Source organism: Marinicella meishanensis, from assembly GCF_019931145.1.
Lineage (GTDB): Bacteria > Pseudomonadota > Gammaproteobacteria > Xanthomonadales > Marinicellaceae > Marinicella > Marinicella meishanensis.
In genome coordinates this window covers 36,658-53,824 of record NZ_JAIOUV010000009.1, presented here as the reverse complement: position 1 = coordinate 53,824, position 17,167 = coordinate 36,658, and the positions used below count along the sequence as shown (strand labels likewise).

The following is a 17,167-nucleotide window of genomic DNA, read 5'->3' as shown; positions in this document are numbered from 1 at the left end:
GTCTGGCCAAGGGCTGGAGCATTTAGGTCAAGTGATGCTCACCAAGAAACAAAAATCCATCTTGTTCTATGTTTTTGTCACCTTGTTTTTGGCCATCACCGTGCTCACCATCTATGGCATTTTCTTTGAACTGGAAAAGCTCGATGAGAAGTACAAAGACAAATTGTTTTATGCGCTGATTTTGGAAGTCGTTGGTGCCGTGCTTTTGCTGTTCAAAATGGGCTTTGGACAAGCCACCGATGCCGTCATCTCGAACAAAATCTGGTTGGAGTTTGACCGCGATTCCGATCTGAAAAAAATGGTCGGACGGGAAGTGGTGGTTTCGGCCCGGTCTGACAGTGGCCAAGTCATTGGGGAAGATGCGAAAGTGAGGATCTTGAAAGATCAGGCCTTGTACATCAGCCACACCTTGCCCCCCAACACCGAAAGTGTGTTTTTGTCTTTGGACCTGGATGGCATCTTTTATGAGGGCTCATTTGCTGCCAAATCATTCATTGTTAAATTGGAAGGAGAAGCGGAATGAGTTTTGCCCTGACCAACACCTCTCGGTTTTACGACACCCAAGGCGGCACCGATTGGTGGCAATGGAAAGCCTTCATCGAAGCCAGTGACAAGGCATCACTGGATGACATTGAATACGTGGAGTACCAACTGCATTCCTCGTTCAGGAACCCGATCAAAAAATCCAGAAACGCAGCCAAAGCCTTTGCCATCACCAACCTCGGTTGGGGCACTTTCATGCTCCGGGCCCGGGTGGTGTTCAAAGACAAAAGCAAAGAACCGCTGTTGTTGGAACATTACCTGGAGTTTGAAAATTCAGTGGCAAGGGACGACTGAACCACAGGCCTGTGACCTGACCGCTGCGCTGCCGATCCTTTTAAAAAAACGCCCAACCATCACACCTTTTCCACCGCCTTGGGCGATAATGTTCGGGTTCACATGATTGAACCGCAGAAATTGATCTAATGCAGAAAACCCGAGAATGAAAAAACTGATGGCATGGTGGCTGGTGTTTGGCTGGGTTTGGGCCGCTGCCCAAGCCGCTGAACAGCAAGTCCAAATTGAATTGATCAGCGACCAAACGCAAGTTGAGGCGGGTCAAACCATCACCGTCGGCCTGGTCCAAATCATTGCCCCCAAGTGGCACGTGTATTGGATCAATCCAGGTGATTCTGGCGAGGCCATTGATGTGTCTTGGTCAGGCCTGAACGGCCTCAGCAGCGCCGCGATCCAATGGCCGGTGCCGCACAAGATTCCTTTCGGTCCGCTGACCAATTATGGTTATGAAGACCAGGTGACCTTGTTGCAGGATTTGACTTTACCAGCACCGTTGCCTGCCGGCCCGATCGAATTGGTGGCCGACATCGCCATTCTGGTTTGCGAAGAGATCTGCATTCCCGAATTCCATCAAGCCCAACTGGTGCTCAATGGTGATCAAGCTGCGGCCCCAGAAGCGATTCAACAGGCCCGAGACCGTTTGCCAATCCAACGGCCTTGGGACGCAACCTATGCGCAGGTCGGTGATGAGGTGCTGTTGCAGGTGACCCCAGGGGAGGCCGAACTGCCTTTGGCCCACATGCATGACATTGAGTTGTTTTTCACCGGTCGAGGTATGGTCAACCATTCGGCCTCGGCCTCAAGTGACCTGGCCAATGGGCTTTGGCGCTTGCGACAGACCACCGGTGATGTGGCGGTGCACACGGTGCCCACTGCAGCGGTCATCATTGCCTACCAAGACCCCAGCGGACAGCGCCAGGGCATTGAACTGGCCGCCCGCTATGCCGCCGCGGCACCACCCATGGTCAAGTCTTCATTGGTTTGGGCCATGGGTTTGGCCTTGTTGGGTGGCTTGATTCTGAATGCCATGCCTTGTGTGTTTCCGGTGTTGGCCCTGAAGTCTCTGAGTTTGGTGCAGATGCAAGACGCCTCCAGTGTCCAGGCCAGCCGGCATGGCTGGGCCTACACCGCCGGTGTGGTGGTGAGTTTCTTGCTGGTGGCCTTGGTGCTGATGGCTTTGAAATCAGCCGGTGCGCAAATTGGCTGGGGTTTTCAATTGCAGAACCCCTTGTTTGTGCTGTTTTTGATTTATTTGTTGACCGCTGTGGCTTTGAATTTGGCCGGCTTCTTCGAAATCGGCGGCGGTTTGGTCGGGTTGGGAAGTCAGTGGGCCAACCGCTCCGGTCTCAGTGGCTCCTTTTACACCGGCATCTTGGCCACTTTGGTGGCCACCCCGTGCACCGCACCGTTCATGGGTGTGGCCATCGGTTATGCCTTGGTCCAACCGTGGTATGCCTCGTCAGCCGTGTTTTTGGCCTTGGGTTTTGGTTTGGCCTTGCCGTTCTTGTTGTTGTCTTTGTTCCCCCGCCTGCGGGGCTGGCTGCCAAAGCCGGGCCCTTGGATGGCCCGTTTCAAAGAGTTTTTGGCCTTCCCCATGTTGGCCACTGTGGCGTGGTTGATTTGGGTGTTGAGTCAACAGGCCGGTTCAACCGCAGTGTTGTTGGTGTTGATGGGGCTGGTGGTGTTGGCCATGGGCTTGTGGCTCCGCCGCAACACCCAGCGCTGGCGCGTCGCGGCTTGGCTGGTGTTGCTGTTGTCACTGGCGCCCTTTTATGCCATGCATCGACTTAATGCAGACCCGGATCAAGCCCCCAACTGGCAGCCCTTCAATGCCAGCAGTTACCAACAAGCCCTGAACAACCCAGCACCGGTGTTTGTCAACATGACCGCCGCTTGGTGCATCACCTGCCAGGTGAACGAGCAGGTGGCGTTGAACACCACCGCCACCCAATCCCTGTTTTTGACTGAAAAAGTACAATATTTGAAAGGGGATTGGACCAATTTTGATGCAGAAATCACACGCTATCTTGAACAATACCAACGTAATGGGGTCCCTTTGTATGTGTATTATGGGCCCAAGGAAGCCACCACTGGTGCCAGACCGGCACCGCAGGTGCTGCCGCAATTATTAACCCCGGCCATCATTGCTGAACATGTGGCCATCGATCGGAGACCTTAACATGCAACTCAAACCCGCCTCCACCATCCTCCTCAGTGTTTTGTTGTGTACCGCCAGTGCCTGCGCCTGGGCGAGCAAAGCTGGCGTGATGGCGCCAGACTTCACCTTGGTAGACACCCACGGTAACAGCCACCAACTGTCTGATTTCAAAGGCAAGACGGTGGTGTTGGAATGGACCAACCACGAATGCCCCTACGTGAAAAAACATTACGAAAGTGGCAACATGCAAGAACTGCAAGCCGATGCCACCGCCGATGACATCGTGTGGTTGACCATCTTGTCATCGGCGCCCGGCAAACAAGGACACACCTCGCCAGAGGAAGCCAATGCCATCATCGACAAACACCAGGCCAAAGCCACCGCCCGCTTGTTGGATTATGACGGCACGGTGGGTCGCTTGTATGACGCCAAAACCACGCCGGAGATGTTCATCATCGATGCCGAGGGCATGATTCAATACGATGGAGCCATTGATGACCAACCGTCGTTCAATCCCAAATCACTGGAAGGCGCCAACAACTACGTGACCGCAGCTTTGACGGCCATGGCCACCGGCAGTGAAGTGGCAGTGAAATCGACCCCGCCTTATGGTTGTTCAGTGAAATATTGATTCAAGGATCAGGCTTCGCGTCCATGGTGAGTGTGGGTCCGGTCGGATAGGCCCATCATGGACATCAAAAAAATGCCGGATCATGCGTCCTGCTTGAGCCGGCTGAGTCTGTTTTGATCGCAACCTCAAACATCTCCCTGTTTGCGACCAAACCTTAATCTTGTCACTGGTGCGGTATCAACCGCCTTGTTGATCACCAATGGCTGTTCCGTTTAAATGTGCCCCACCTCCGTGTGGTTTGGCCTTCCTGGCCGACAATCACCGTGCATGGGTTCCTCATGCGCGACTTCCCAGTCGCTGATTGCCTGGTTCCTTGGTCCTTGTTCAACACCACGTCCTGTGGTGTGGTGGCAGCTCACACCAGGCCTTTGGCGTGATGATCACCTCCTTGTGTGGCTGCACACACACCTCCTGTGTGTGGCCCCGAGACTCGGTTACTGTTGTTGGTCGTACATGAACACACTCAGGCTGATGGGTGGATAGGTGCCCGGTTCGTCATCGGATTCATAACGTTCAACAAATTCAAAGATGTCTTTTCTCAGATCTTGTCTGACCTGTTTGACATCGGCCACAAACTGCTGTCTTTGTTCTGGCGGAATTTGCGTGGATTCGATGGTCCACTCCAAAACATTTTGTTCTGGGTGTTCGATGTTCTTGCGCAGGGTGTGAATCATGCGATAAATCAAGGTGCAGGCATAATCAAACTTGCGGGTGTCTGATTGTTGCAGTCGGATGTTGGTAGATACAATCCGATATTCATTTTTGTTGATGGCTTCGATACAACCCAATTTGACCAACTCGTTGATTAAGGTAGGGGGCGTGAGCCGACCTTTGTAACGGTTGATGATACTGAATAGGGTGATGCCAGGGCCTTTTTTGGCAATGGTGCTTTGTTTCTGCAAGTCCCGATACTTTCTCAATTCGGCCAAGATCAACACCACTGGATCCGGTTTCTTTCTGGTCAACTCATCTTCATCGTCCACTTCATTCTGCAGAATGATTTGTCGGCGATCGATGCCGGTTTGCAAAGAAATGGCCGATTTGTTGACACCATGCATGGACATGGTGCCATCCATTTCAATGGCAGAGTCTATGAATGAAGCTTTCATCAGGTTCATGGTGTCTTCGTATTTGATGTTGTTGTTCAATAAAAAACGAGCCAACTCTTTGAACGCTGGTTTGAACTTATTGAGGTTTTGTAAATCGACCTGGGTCGCAGCCAACAAAGCACGCATAAAATAATCGTGTCCAAATGTGGACACAATAATAGCATGGCCATGCCAGCTTGTGCTGAAAAAAAACGCGAATTACCTCACATGCAATGAATAATTGTTTTAAATTCAATGGATTAATTGACATAAAAATTTTTATCAAAGATCCTCAATGGCCATTTCAGCAGGGGCAATGGGGGGCTGTTTGGTGGCTAAAGTCGCTGTTTGACGACCCAAAAACCACCATTTCTGCCAACCCAGTCAAGATTTTTGGTTAACATTTAACCTACAATGCCCCTTAAGCCAGTTGTGTATCGTGTGTGGCTGGCTCAAAAAAATCGGAGGTGTGATAACAATGTTTGCTCAATTGACCCTTTATTTGACCGATCCATTGGTGATTTTTGGCCTGGTGGTGACCTTGGGTTTGTTGGCGGTGCGCTGGTTGATGGCCAAACAGCTCGTTGGTCCATGGCCCACTTCGTGGCGAGCCAAAATTCCGCCGCCAATGCTTGACCACGCCTATGTGCTGGGTCTGTTGTTGGTGGTGTTGGGCGTGGTCTGGAAACAGGATCAAATGCGCCAGGCCGAACAACACAATGCCGTGCGTCAATTGTTGGTGGAGTACGACAAAAACATGGCAGCAACCAAAGCGTTGACACAAAACATCACCGACCTCAGATCGGCTTTTGCCCGGGTGCAGGCAGCCATGCGCGAACCGGATGCCCAGATCATGCAACTGATGTTTCCTGACGGCATGATCCCACCGAAAGCAGACCTGAACATCACCAAGGTGGTGGAAGAATCATTCAAAGAACTGCGCGCCCAGCGCTTGTTTGACAACCCGGTCGCGATGCAAGCGTTCACCGCAGCCAAGAGCCAAATTCGAAAAAAAATCAGCCCCCACTTACAAACCCTGGATAACAGCCGTGATGATGGCGGCGACATCTACGTCATCCACACAGAAAACCAGGTGATTCACCAAGAAATCCTTCAAGCCATCAATGACTTGGACATGGCCGCCTACAATGACGTTTTGTTATCGATGCAAACCTTGCGCAATGGGTATGACTTAACCGTCAATGATCTGGGGGTCTATCTTAAAGAAGTGAAGAACTTTTTGGACCGAGACACTTTCATTGGTAATGGTGATGTGTATGAAATTTTGACCAAAGAACAAAGGGCGTTCCAATCTTTGTCCAATTACAACAAACAATTACAACAAGAATTGAAGTCTTTCCAGATGTATCGCCAGGTGTTGTCCAAGCAACTGCGGGCCTTGGCCCCAGAATGATCTTCTCAGCGACGCTTGACTTCGGTGATCAAACCCAAAGCATGCAGGGCGGTGTACACCGTCAAGGGATAGCGTTGGGGGATATTCAACAGCTTGCCGGTGTGTTGCAGCGAATAGACACCCCGTGACCACAAGGCCATGATGCGGATGGCGTGCTTGAACACAATCAGTTTCGACAGGTCTGGCCAGGCCGTCAGTTTCACCGGCGCACGGTAATTGACATCTTCAGGGATTTTGCCTTTGCTGGCATTGATGCTCGAATGCCACACAAAAGGTTCATAATCAAAGGCGTGCATCGCATCCAATTCACCGCGTTTCAATTTGGCCAGGTACACACGGGTGTCTTTGTAAAAAGGAATTTTGTGGATGTTTTTGATTTCGTCAGCGGATTTGTCGTGGTGAATCAATTTGCGCACGGCATCGATGTAGAAGGTGCCATACACCGATTTCACTGCAGTGACTTTGTTTTTCTGGGCCGACAATTCAAAGGCCTGTTTCAAATAGGTGAATAAATAATTGTTGGCATTAATTTGCACGGCCTTCACTTGTTGACCATCGGCAAAATCGATGTCGGCATTCAAGCCCACATACTTTTGTGCGTAGTAGCGGTCAGACCCATATTGGATCTGCGCCGGGTTGATGGCATTGGACAGGTGTCGGTTGTATATCTGCTTGTCGGCGCGCTGTTTCTTTCTCAGCTTCAAGCGCTTTTTGATCAGCGCATAAAAGGTGTCAGTCACCTGATACAGGTACTTGCTCAATTCCCGGTTTTGATACGGTTTGGTGATGGCTCGGAACAAGCCGTCATCGGCCACGTCATCGGCGTCGGTCAGCAGAATCATCGGAATCTCCGCTTGCAACAAGCGGTCCTTCAACTCACCGATGGCTTTGATTTCATCCAGGTACTCCTGGTTGTACAAACACAGGTCTGCGTCCTCGGGTTCTTCCATCAATTCAATGACATACTGTGGGTCCTTAAACCGCGAGAGAATGAGTTTGCGGGATATCTGGTCAAAGCCACAAAAGCTGACCGTCACATAGTGTTTGCTTGCGGATTCCACCTTCATTACAGACCCGACTGTTGGTAACTGCTGGCTTTGTTGTTGTTTTCATGAATCCCCGGATTGGTGAGACACAACAACGATTCGGTCAACAAATTGACGTCTTCCTTGTGGGCCACGTCGATGCTGAACACCGGCGCCACCGCGCCCAACTGCCTGAGTGACTCACGGGCATGGGTTTCGGCCAGCTTGATGCCTTGGTAATCATCACCGGTGATGCCAATGGCCAAGGCAAACTTTTTCAACAAGGCGGTGTTGGCTTGCAGGATTTGATCCAGGGTGTCGGTGGCGTTGTCTTGATCGGCATCAACCACCACGATCATGCCTCGCAGCCCCGAGCCAGGCAGTTGCTTGACGAATTCCAATAACTTGGGATCGGTGCCACCAAAAAAATCGATGCGGTAATCGTCATCGACTTGCAGGCTGCCAAAATTGAGGTCCACGGTGTGCGCTTGGAGGTCTTTTTTTGAGGTATAAGCATGGGCGATGGTCTTGTCCGGCCCATAGCCGATCGAACGGATCAATGTTTTGATGGCGTCGGGATCGCCAGTGACAACAATGTTCAGTGGTTTCATGGTGAATCTGTACTCCTCTTGGCGAATCATTGTAAAGAAAAACGCTGGCAGTGAGGAATTTATTTGGTTAAACATTGAAAAATGTGAATCAGTTCTGACCACTGACTGCCGACTGTAGGCACCGACCATCCACGCAATGCCGCCTTTCATCGACAAATCATTCGACCAACAGTTGACATCAGGCGGCACCTGGCCATAATGGTCGGACCCATTTTTTCAGACCAGGACTGACATGATAAAAAACGTTCAAACAAAACGACTGCACAGCCAGCAAGCACACGAGGTGGATTGCTGCGGCTAGGTTTGGTTGATCTTGCATGAAATGGATTGATGAAACCTGGTATTTACCAGGTTTTTTTTTGGGAAAAATTAGGTGCCAGTTGGGCACCAAGAAAAGGAGATTTATGATGAGAAACTACCAAGTATTCAACTCAGAAAACAAAGTGATCAAAGCATGGGTGAATGATGTGGCGGTTGAACCAGAGGCCATTCGCCAACTGCAAAACACCGCGTCATTGCCCTTCATTTTCAAACACGTGGCGGCGATGCCTGACGTGCATTTTGGTCTGGGTGCCACCGTCGGTTCGGTGGTGGCGACCAAAGGTGCGGTGATCCCGGCTGCGGTTGGGGTCGACATCGGTTGTGGGATGATGGCGGTGCAGTTGTCATTGCATGCCAATGACCTGCCAGAGTCCCTGGCGCCGATCAGAAGTCGCATCGAACAAGCCGTGCCGGTGGGCTTTGCCCAGCACCGGGAATCGGCCTTGAATGCCGCAGAACAAAAAGCCCTGTGGGCCGACTATGCGGTGCTCTTGGAGCGACACCCAGAAGTGGCGAAAATGGCCAAAGATCCGGCTGAGAAAATCATGAATCAATGCGGCACTTTGGGTGGTGGTAACCACTTCATCGAGTTGTGCTTGGATGAGAACAATGCGGTGTGGGTGATGTTACACTCTGGAAGTCGTGGTATCGGTAACATGATTGGCCGATATTTCATCAACCTAGCCAAAGAAGACATGCGGATCCACCACATCAACCTGAAAGACACCAATTTGTCTTACTTGTCTGAGGGCACCGAGTACTTCGATGACTACGTCGATTGGGTTGAATGGGCGCAAAACTACGCGGCCAAAAACCGCCAGGTGATGTTGCAGTTGGTGTTGGCGGCGCTGCGTGAGGAGTTGCCGGAGTTCAGTTTGATCAAACAAGCGATCAACTGTCACCACAACTACATCGCGCGTGAGCACCACTTTGGGTCCAACGTTTTGATCACCCGCAAAGGGGCGGTCAAAGCGGCCGCCGGTGATCTGGGAATTATCCCGGGTTCCATGGGGGCCAAGTCTTACATCGTGCGGGGCAAAGGCAATGAGGAATCTTTTTGTTCTTGTTCTCACGGTGCTGGACGGGTGATGAGCCGTACCGAGGCAAAAAAACGCTTCACCCTGGCTGACCACCAGGCCGCCACCGCCGGGGTGGAATGTCGAAAAGACGCTGGGGTGATTGATGAGACCCCCCAAGCGTACAAAGACATCGACCAAGTCATGGCGGCACAAAGTGACTTGGTTGAAGTGGTCCACACCCTGAAACAAGTGGTTTGTGTCAAAGGCTGAGTGACCCGCCGGTCACACCATCAGTCACCAAAAAAGCAGGTCCCATATGCAACATGGGTACCTGCTTTTTTTTTGCCGTCGGTATAAGCTTGATCAGTCGTCGGCCTCAAAACCATTGAGAAAGATTTCATCCAAAAACTGAATCGGAATCGGCAACACCGTCAGGTTGTCATAGGAGGCATCTGGTTCGGTGCTGCTGGCATCCACCACATAACCAAACTTGGCCGGGTTGAACAACAAGTCAGGTTGCATGTCCACCGTGATGGTGACCATGGCATCCGGTGCCAAAGTGCCCAAATCACAGGTGCTGGTTTGGTCCACATGGCTGCACGATCCTTGGCTGGTTTGGATGTTCAAAAACTGCACGTCATCGGGCAAGGTGCCGGTGAAGGTGACGTTGGTGGCATCCAAACCGACAATGGGGTCAACCGGTGCCTGGTTGCTGACGTACACCACCACTTGGGTGGGTTGGCCGGGCTCGGGATAATTGGCCTCGTCCACTTCTTCATCTTCCAAGGTGATGTCAATCATCGGAATCACTTCGATGTCGGTGGTGGCGGTGACCGATGTGCCGCCCAATTCGTCGATGACGGTCAGGCCAATGGTTTTCATGCCAGTGCTCAGGTATTCATGATCGCCAAAGATTTGACCCAGGCTGTTGAAGGTGGTGGTGATCAAGGGTTCATCCGGTGGGTTGTTGGGATCGGCCGGTGGGGTTTGGTCCACCACCTCAATGGTGCCATCACCCCAGCTGACTTGCAGAAAATGCCCTTGACCCGCATCCGGATCGGTGTATTCGGCCATCAGCGGCAAAGGGTAGCCCAAGCCGGCTTGCACATTGTCACCGGCGATTTTGTTTTGCAACAGTGGCCACAACGTTTTCGGCAGCATTTGTGAATCGCCATCGGTGAATTGCACCACCGGGATGTCATTGACCGCTTGCACGTCGATGCTGACGGTGGCCAGGTTGGAATCAAACACGCCGTCGTTGACCTTGAACACAAAGGCATCCGGCCCGTGGTAATCGGCATCCGGGGTGTAAGTGCGGTTTTCACCGTTACCACTCAACGTGCCGTGCATCGGGCCCTCAACCACCTCATAAGTGAGCACGTCCAAGCCATTGAAATCGACGCCCACAATGCCATCGGGGTCATCGGCCAACAAGGTCAAGGCCACCGCATTGTCTTCATCGGTGACCAGCGCTTGGGCAAAACTTTCCGGTTCACGGAAATTGCGGCTGATGGTCAAAGTGGCGGTGCCTAGGTTGCTGTCGGCCAGGCCGTCATTGGCCCGGTATGAGAAGGTGTCGACCCCTTGGAAGTCATTGTCAGAGGCATAGGTCACCACCACCGAATCGTTGGTGATGTCTTTGAACGGTGCGGTTTCAAACACGTGCATCAAGCTGCGGTCATTGTCCAGCACATAAAACTGGCTGGCGTTGACGCTGATGTCCAAAGGCATGCCCATGTCACCGAGCACAAAACAGCTGCCATCACAGGTGGAGGCCGCTTCACCGGCGAAATCCCCCAACGGGGTGAAGCGTTGCACACGGCTGTTGTTGTAATCGGTGACATAAAGCATGTCGTTGGGGTCCATGGCGATGCCCAAAGGCTCATCAAATTGCCCTTGACCACTGCCAAAACTGCATGGACCTGAAATGAAGGGACCGCAGTTGCTGCCATTGGCGGTGATGACTTCACACGGCGTGGCATCGCTGCAGCTGTAGCCAAAGCTGCGGCCATTAGGCACGTCACAGCCGGGTCCACTGTCACAACGTCCCAGCCAGCCAATGTGGTCTCCAATGGTCAGGTTCACCCCATCGTAAGTGGTGGGTTCAAATTTGTGGATCCGATCCAATCCGGAATCCACCACATACACCGCACCGGTAGAATCAAGTTCGATATAAAAGCCACGGCTGCTGCTGCCCGCCACCGAAGGGGCGCCGGAGAGGAAGTTTTCGTCGTTTTTCAAGGTGCCCAAAAAGGCCGGAATGAATTGGCCATCGGCCCCATCAAACAGGTACACCCGGCGTTTGTCGGTGGCATAAATGATGCCGGTATCGCTGTCGCGGGTGGCGCCCAACAGGCGTGGGTTGCCCAAGCTGACCGGGATGCCATCCAAGCGCCAGTTTTGTACCGAGTTCAAATTGCCGTCATACATGGTCATGAACAAGTCATCCGAGGACGTACCTGGGGTCACGGCATATATGAAGCCAGCCTCATCCAAGGTGATGCGTTTGACGGAGCTGGTGATGTCGACTTGGTCCAGCCACTGGCCATCGGCATCCCATTTGGACAAGCGATCACGGGTGGCGGCCGAAGAACCACCGGTGTCACAGTACCAATACTTGTCCAGCACATAAGATGTGCCGTCATCCGTGACGTGCACAAATTCGGAACGGTAAACAAAATCTATGGGAATGTCTTGTGGCGGGTTGGCATCACAGAAGGCGTCGTACAAATCGTTGCTGGGGTTGTTGGAGAAATTCAAAATGTCACCCACGGTATCACCCGGACGCACGCGGTAGTCTTCGATGAAATAGGGCACCAAAGGGGCCACGAAAAAGCCGTTGGCCGGTGCTTCGGTGATGCGGAACTTGATCGGATCAAACAAACCAGAAATCAAATCCGCATCCGAACCGGTCAGGGTCAAGTCGATGTGTTCTGCGGTCAGTCCACTGTCACTGACGTCATTGACCTGTGGGGCGGTGTTGGTGCCGGGGGTTTTCACCGTGACCCATTGGATTTTGCTGTCGGCATTGCCCGATGAATCGGTTGCCGTCCAAGTGATGGCGGTGCGGGTGTCGGGATCAAAGCCATCGTCGATGGTGTTGGTCACCACGGGATTGGGATCGGCCACATCAAACACCACTGCACTGCCGACATCGAAATCATCGGTGGTGGCGGTGACACTGGATTCGATCACCCGGCTGGGAGGGGCCAACAAAATCGGTGGGCGGGTGTCTTCCACCGTGATGCGTTGCACCACCGTGGCAAACCCTGGGTTGCTGCCACCGACCGGACCGGTGTCCACTGCTGTCCAGGTCACATCGGTGCTGCCCAAGGGCAACAAGAACGGCGCGTCATTGCCCACCAACAAGGGTTGGGCACAAGGATCGGTGGCGGTGATGGTGGCGCGGAACATGGCGGCATGTGGGGCCCAGCGCTCGCCGCCAAAACTGTTGGCTTCCAACGGCGCTGGGAACGGCTCGGTGGTGGTGATGACCGGCACCTCGGTGTCATACACGGTGAAGGCGCGGGTTTGTGCATGCACCGCCGAATCAATCGGCAGGTTGCTGTCGATTTGGCCGGCGGCAATCAAGCCCGCTTCAATGCCGGCGTTGATCAAAAACAAGCCGCCGATTTCAGCCGCTCGGGCGGCGGTGGCCGGATCGGTTTGTACCGAGAAAAAGGAATCGAAGTATTTGATTTCATTGGTGATCACAAACAAGGCAATGGGGATGGTGACATCGATCAATGGGTCGATCTGGGTGTTGGCCGACCAATCGATGGGGTGGTTGCCTGAAGGGAAAATCACCAACCGATCATCCGTCGACCAGTCTTCGAGGTATTCATTGGCCACCCGCACCGCGACTTGGGCGTTGGCATGGCCCACTTGCGGTGGTTGGGGGTCGCTGAAGGCGCCCCATTCGGTGGTCAGTGGCGTGATGTCGGCGATGCCCAACAGGTTCTCATACATCGCTTCTTTTTGTGGCAACCAAAAAGAATAATGACAGCCATCCGGGCTGTTCGGCAGTTTGGCATTGGGAGTCGGCGCCACCAGCGAGGCCGGCAGGGTTTTGACCCGGATGTCGATGCCAATGGACGCCAAATCAGCGGCGGTGCCAATGGGTCCAGGCAAAAACGAAGTGGGCAACAAAGTGAAATGGGCCCCGGCCCAGGCTTGATAGGCATCCTGATAATCCTGGTTGTCCTCAACCTCTGCCTGCGTCACCGCACTGCAAAAGACCAGACAAGCGACCAGCAAGCTTTTGCCAGCGAATGAAATGGAATGGTGGTTCATGGTTCTCTCCAAACTGTCAATATAGTGATCATGGCCATTGACCCACGGTGGGTCAGCGGCTTAATCAACCAAGCAAGATTCAGTGGTGAAACCCTCAAAATTTTTCAATTTTTTCAAAAAAAAGTTATTCTCGTGCTATGTTTATGGACATGAGTGAAACGCCCAATTACACCACCAAGCCCACCAGCGACCAGTTGGATGACGACATTTATCGCCAGTTGAAAGCCTTGGCCCGCTCGATGATGGCCTCCGAGCGCGACAACCACACCTTGTCGGCGACCGATTTGGTGCACGAAGCTTTTGTCAAACTGTCGGTGGCCGATTTGTCGTTCAATGATCAAAAACACCATTACCACACTTTTGCCCGCCAAATGCGGCGCGTGCTGGTCAACCACTCACACCACAAAAACGCCCAAAAGAACCAGGGCGTGGCGATTCATTTCACCGACTCGCTGGGCTTGGCCGATAACGGCTTGGCCGATTTTTCGACCATCAACCAAGCCATCGACCATTTGGAATCGATGGACTCGCGCAGTGCCCGCTGTATCGAATTGTTCTATTTCACGGCCTTGAACCAAGTACAGGCAGCGGCTTACATGGATTTGTCGCTGGCCACCTTTGAGCGGGACCTGAAATTTGGCCGGGTCATCATCCACCAATTTTTGGACCAAGGCGGGGCCAGTCCATGAGCAACGACTTCGGCCAGCAAGTCAAAGCTTTGTACCAAGCTTGTGTGGATTTGCCAGCGGCCGAACAAGCCGCATTGTTGCAAAGCAGTGATTACCCCGAAGCGGTGAAACAACAGGTTGCCAGCCTGCTGAATTACTCCGGTGACATCGGCGACCAATTGGCCCAAACCATCTCGGATACTGCCCAAAAAAGCCTCAACCTGACCACCATCGAGGCGGGCCAAGTGATCGATCATTACCGCTTGCAACAACGCATCGGCGAAGGTGGGCAGGGCGAAGTGTGGCTGGCAGCGCGCGATGACGGCGAGTTCAACCATCAGGTGGCGATCAAGTTCCTCAAAATTTCGGCCAATGAATACGAGCTGGCCCGCTTCCAGACCGAGCGGGAATTGTTGGCCTCCTTACAACACCCCAACATCGCCGGCCTGATCGGTGGCGGTCAATACCACGACCGCCTGTACATGATCATGGAATGGATCGATGGCATCCCTTTGCTGCAACACATCGAACAAAGCGACGCCGACTTGTCAGCCATCTTGGGCGGCTTCCTGCAAATCTGTGAAGCGGTCAGCCACGCCCACGCCAAAGGCATCATCCACCGCGACATCAAACCCTCCAACATCCTGGTCACCGACACCGGGGTGGTGAAGTTGTTGGATTTTGGTATCGCCAAACCCATCGATGCCGAGACCACCCAAACCCAAAGCGCGGCGATGATGACCCTGGCTTACTCCAGCCCCGAACAAATCAAAGGCCAGCCGGTGACCACCGCCACCGACGTCTATGCCCTGGGTTTGTTGTTGTATGAATTGTTGTGTGCCAGCCAAGCGCAAAACAACACCACCGAATCGCCGGCCGATTTCATCCACATGATCACCGATGTGACGCCGGAAAAACCCAGCCAGTTGGCGGCCAAACAGCCCAGTCGCATTCCGGCCAGGGTGTTGCAAGGGGATTTGGATAACCTGGTGATGATGGCCATCCGCAAAGAGCCCGAACGCCGCTACAACACGGTCGATGCCCTGGTCCGCGACATCCACAATTTCCAAGAATCGCGCCCCTTGCTGGCCAGTGGCGACAGCTTCACTTACAAAACCACCAAACTGCTCAAACGCAACCCCTTGGCCTCGGTGTTGTCCACCTTGGTGCTGGCCTTTTTGGTCGCCATGCCGGTGCTGATGTACCAGCACAGCAAAAAACTCGAACAAGAACGCGACATCGCCCGCGAACAAACCCTGATGGCCAACAAGACCACCGAATTCCTCACCACCTTGTTTGAATCGGTTTCACCACTGGGCAGTGGTGGTCAGCCGGTGACCCTGGAATCGGTGTTGGATCAAGGCGAACGACAGTTGTCAGAGGATTTGACCCAAGAGCCCCGCGTACTGGCCTCTTTGTCCGGCATCATGGGCGCCATCCGTCATCACCTCAACAACACCCCACGGGCCATTGAGCATTATCAAAAAGCCGCCGACTTGTATCAACAAATGGGTGATCCGGTTGGCGAATTGGCGTCCCGAGGCCAGTTGGCCTTGATGTATTTCAGGGCCGATGATTTACCGAACAGCGATGCCGAATTGGCAAAGGGCGATCAGCTGGCACAACAAGTCGATGAAGCGGCAGCAGTGGCCTGGCATTGGCTGCGCAAAGCCACCATCGCCAATGAACGCGGCCAACAAGAACAAGCCGCTGGGTACGCCCAAACGGCTTTGGGCCTGTTGGATGAAACTCAACAGCAAGACGTGGCCCTGATGGGTCGCATCTACAGTGAATGGGGCGAGGCCGTTAAGCACAGTGACAAACAGCTCACTTTGGAATTGAACGCCAAATCGCTGGCTTATGCCGAACAGGAAGTGGGTCAGGTACACCCTTATTATTTGCGCCGACTCAGCAGCCGGGCGATCCGTTTGATGCGGGTTGATCGCCACCAGGAAGCCCAAGAGATCATTGATCAAACCATCGATATTGCCGGTCGCTTGTATTCTCGCCAGCACCCCCAATACGCCCTGTTTTTGGGCCCCAAAATCACCTATCTACACGACAAAGGGTTCTTTGATCAAGCCGAAGTGCTTTACCGAGAGGTGTTGGCCATTATTAAAGGACATTACGGTGAAAACCATTACGAATATGCCCGGGTCATCAACAACCTGGCCTACCTGTTGGAAGACAAGAAGCAGTTGGCAGCAGCTGAACAATTGTACCGCCGTTCGGTGGAGCTGCGCCGGTCTTTAGACCCGGATAACACCATTCGCATCGCCACCGCCCAGTCCAACTTGGCGCGGGTGCTGGCCAAACGCCATCAGCACGCTGAATCGGCGGCCATTGTTGAACAAATCATGCCGATCTTCGCCGAGCACAAACGCAACAACCTCTACAACCAAATCATCCAAATGGCCAACCAGTTCGGCAATGGCACCGATCCGGTCGCTTGCGAGCAGGGCGCCAAGCGACTGGCCGAACTGCAAGCCGAGATCGAAAAAGAATCACCCAACGGCTGGCGCCGCCTCGGGGCCGAATGGTGGATCGGCCAAATGCTCACAACCTGCCATCTCAAGCCATTGGCCCGAACCTGGCTCACTGCCGCCCACGACAAAGCCACCCAAATCTACCAACCCGGCGCCCTCGGCCTGACCATGCTCAAAGCCGACCTCGATTCCCTGAACCCATAAACAACCCAACACAACCGTCGTCCTCGGGCCAGACCCGGATTGAAATGCAAGGACAGCATTTCAACCACGCGAAGCGGCCCGTAGGGTTGAGCGCAGGAGCGCGAAATCAAACCCATTTTTAAGCATCCACCCTGGTTTCGACATGCTCAGCCATTTAAATCCCAAGCCCACTGAGCCCGTCGAAGTGACCACCTTAAGTTTAAGTCAGCAAAAGCCTCACCCTGGCTTCGACATTCTCAGCCATCTAAATCCCAAACACACTGAGCCCGTCGAAGTGTCTTCCAGACAACAAGTCACCTTCCCCGGGAGCGTCGACTTCAGTCGACGTAGAGTCTTACGGATTCCATGATATGAATGCACTGATGATGAACTCCAAAGACAGTTATATCCCAATCGCGGACTGAAGTCCGCA

Annotated in this window: 12 protein-coding genes; 8 read left to right on the top strand and 4 right to left on the bottom strand. The window is 53.2% G+C overall.

From position 1 onward, the window contains the following. Positions 1-34 precede the first annotated feature (34 nt). The 4 genes from K7G70_RS14775 (at position 35) to K7G70_RS14760 (ending at position 3,626) form a co-directional block, all read left to right on the top strand. Positions 35-523: a hypothetical protein gene (locus K7G70_RS14775; protein ID WP_223789429.1), complete on the top strand. Its 489-nt coding sequence runs from the start codon at positions 35-37 to the stop codon at positions 521-523. Beyond that, on the top strand, positions 520-837 hold the full coding sequence (locus K7G70_RS14770) for a pYEATS domain-containing protein (protein ID WP_223789428.1): 318 nt from the start codon (positions 520-522) through the stop codon (positions 835-837). Before K7G70_RS14775 ends, K7G70_RS14770 begins: the two co-directional genes overlap by 4 nt. 145 nt (positions 838-982) lie before the next feature. After that, on the top strand, positions 983-3,016 hold the full coding sequence (locus tag K7G70_RS14765; RefSeq protein ID WP_223789427.1) for a protein-disulfide reductase DsbD family protein: 2,034 nt from the start codon (positions 983-985) through the stop codon (positions 3,014-3,016). Position 3,017: 1 nt separating this feature from the next. Next, complete coding sequence (locus K7G70_RS14760; RefSeq protein ID WP_223789426.1) at positions 3,018-3,626, top strand: redoxin domain-containing protein; 609 nt, start codon at positions 3,018-3,020, stop codon at positions 3,624-3,626. Between the two features lie 434 nt (positions 3,627-4,060). On the opposite strand, the gene K7G70_RS14755 is transcribed toward K7G70_RS14760, so the two are convergent. Then, entirely contained in the window at positions 4,061-4,861 is an 801-nt protein-coding gene (locus K7G70_RS14755) for a hypothetical protein (RefSeq protein WP_223789425.1), read from the bottom strand. A gap of 331 nt (positions 4,862-5,192) precedes the next feature. Here K7G70_RS14755 and K7G70_RS14750 point away from each other — a divergent pair, with 331 nt between their 5' ends. Continuing rightward, positions 5,193-6,128 carry a hypothetical protein gene (locus K7G70_RS14750; protein WP_223789424.1) on the top strand — a complete coding sequence of 312 codons (936 nt, stop codon included), beginning with the start codon at positions 5,193-5,195 and terminating at the stop codon, positions 6,126-6,128. 5 nt (positions 6,129-6,133) lie between these two features. On the opposite strand, the gene K7G70_RS14745 is transcribed toward K7G70_RS14750, so the two are convergent. Both K7G70_RS14745 and K7G70_RS14740 read right to left on the bottom strand, forming a co-directional pair. Then, positions 6,134-7,195 carry a hypothetical protein gene (locus tag K7G70_RS14745; protein ID WP_223789423.1) on the bottom strand — a complete coding sequence of 354 codons (1,062 nt, stop codon included), beginning with the start codon at positions 7,193-7,195 and terminating at the stop codon, positions 6,134-6,136. Next, positions 7,195-7,764: a hypothetical protein gene (locus K7G70_RS14740; RefSeq protein ID WP_223789422.1), complete on the bottom strand. Its 570-nt coding sequence runs from the start codon at positions 7,762-7,764 to the stop codon at positions 7,195-7,197. Before K7G70_RS14740 ends, K7G70_RS14745 begins: the two co-directional genes overlap by 1 nt. A 404-nt stretch (positions 7,765-8,168) precedes the next feature. Between K7G70_RS14740 and K7G70_RS14735 the strand changes: the two genes are divergently transcribed. Then, positions 8,169-9,374 (top strand): RtcB family protein, encoded by a 1,206-nt coding sequence (locus K7G70_RS14735; protein WP_223789421.1) that lies wholly within the window; start codon positions 8,169-8,171, stop codon positions 9,372-9,374. Positions 9,375-9,467: 93 nt separating this feature from the next. Here the strand turns inward: K7G70_RS14735 and K7G70_RS14730 are convergent, their stop codons facing one another. Then, a complete protein-coding gene (locus K7G70_RS14730; RefSeq protein ID WP_223789420.1) occupies positions 9,468-13,397 on the bottom strand; it encodes an Ig-like domain-containing protein in 3,930 nt (1,309 codons plus the stop codon). A gap of 149 nt (positions 13,398-13,546) precedes the next feature. On the opposite strand from K7G70_RS14730, the gene K7G70_RS14725 reads away from it, so the two are divergent. Both K7G70_RS14725 and K7G70_RS14720 read left to right on the top strand, forming a co-directional pair. Continuing rightward, the gene (locus K7G70_RS14725; protein WP_223789419.1) at positions 13,547-14,086 is read left to right on the top strand and encodes an ECF-type sigma factor; all 540 of its coding nucleotides are present in this window, start codon (positions 13,547-13,549) and stop codon (positions 14,084-14,086) included. Then, entirely contained in the window at positions 14,083-16,755 is a 2,673-nt protein-coding gene (locus K7G70_RS14720; RefSeq protein WP_223789418.1) for a serine/threonine-protein kinase, read from the top strand. The genes K7G70_RS14725 and K7G70_RS14720 overlap by 4 nt, the downstream gene beginning before the upstream one ends. The last annotated feature ends 412 nt before the right edge of the window (positions 16,756-17,167 follow it).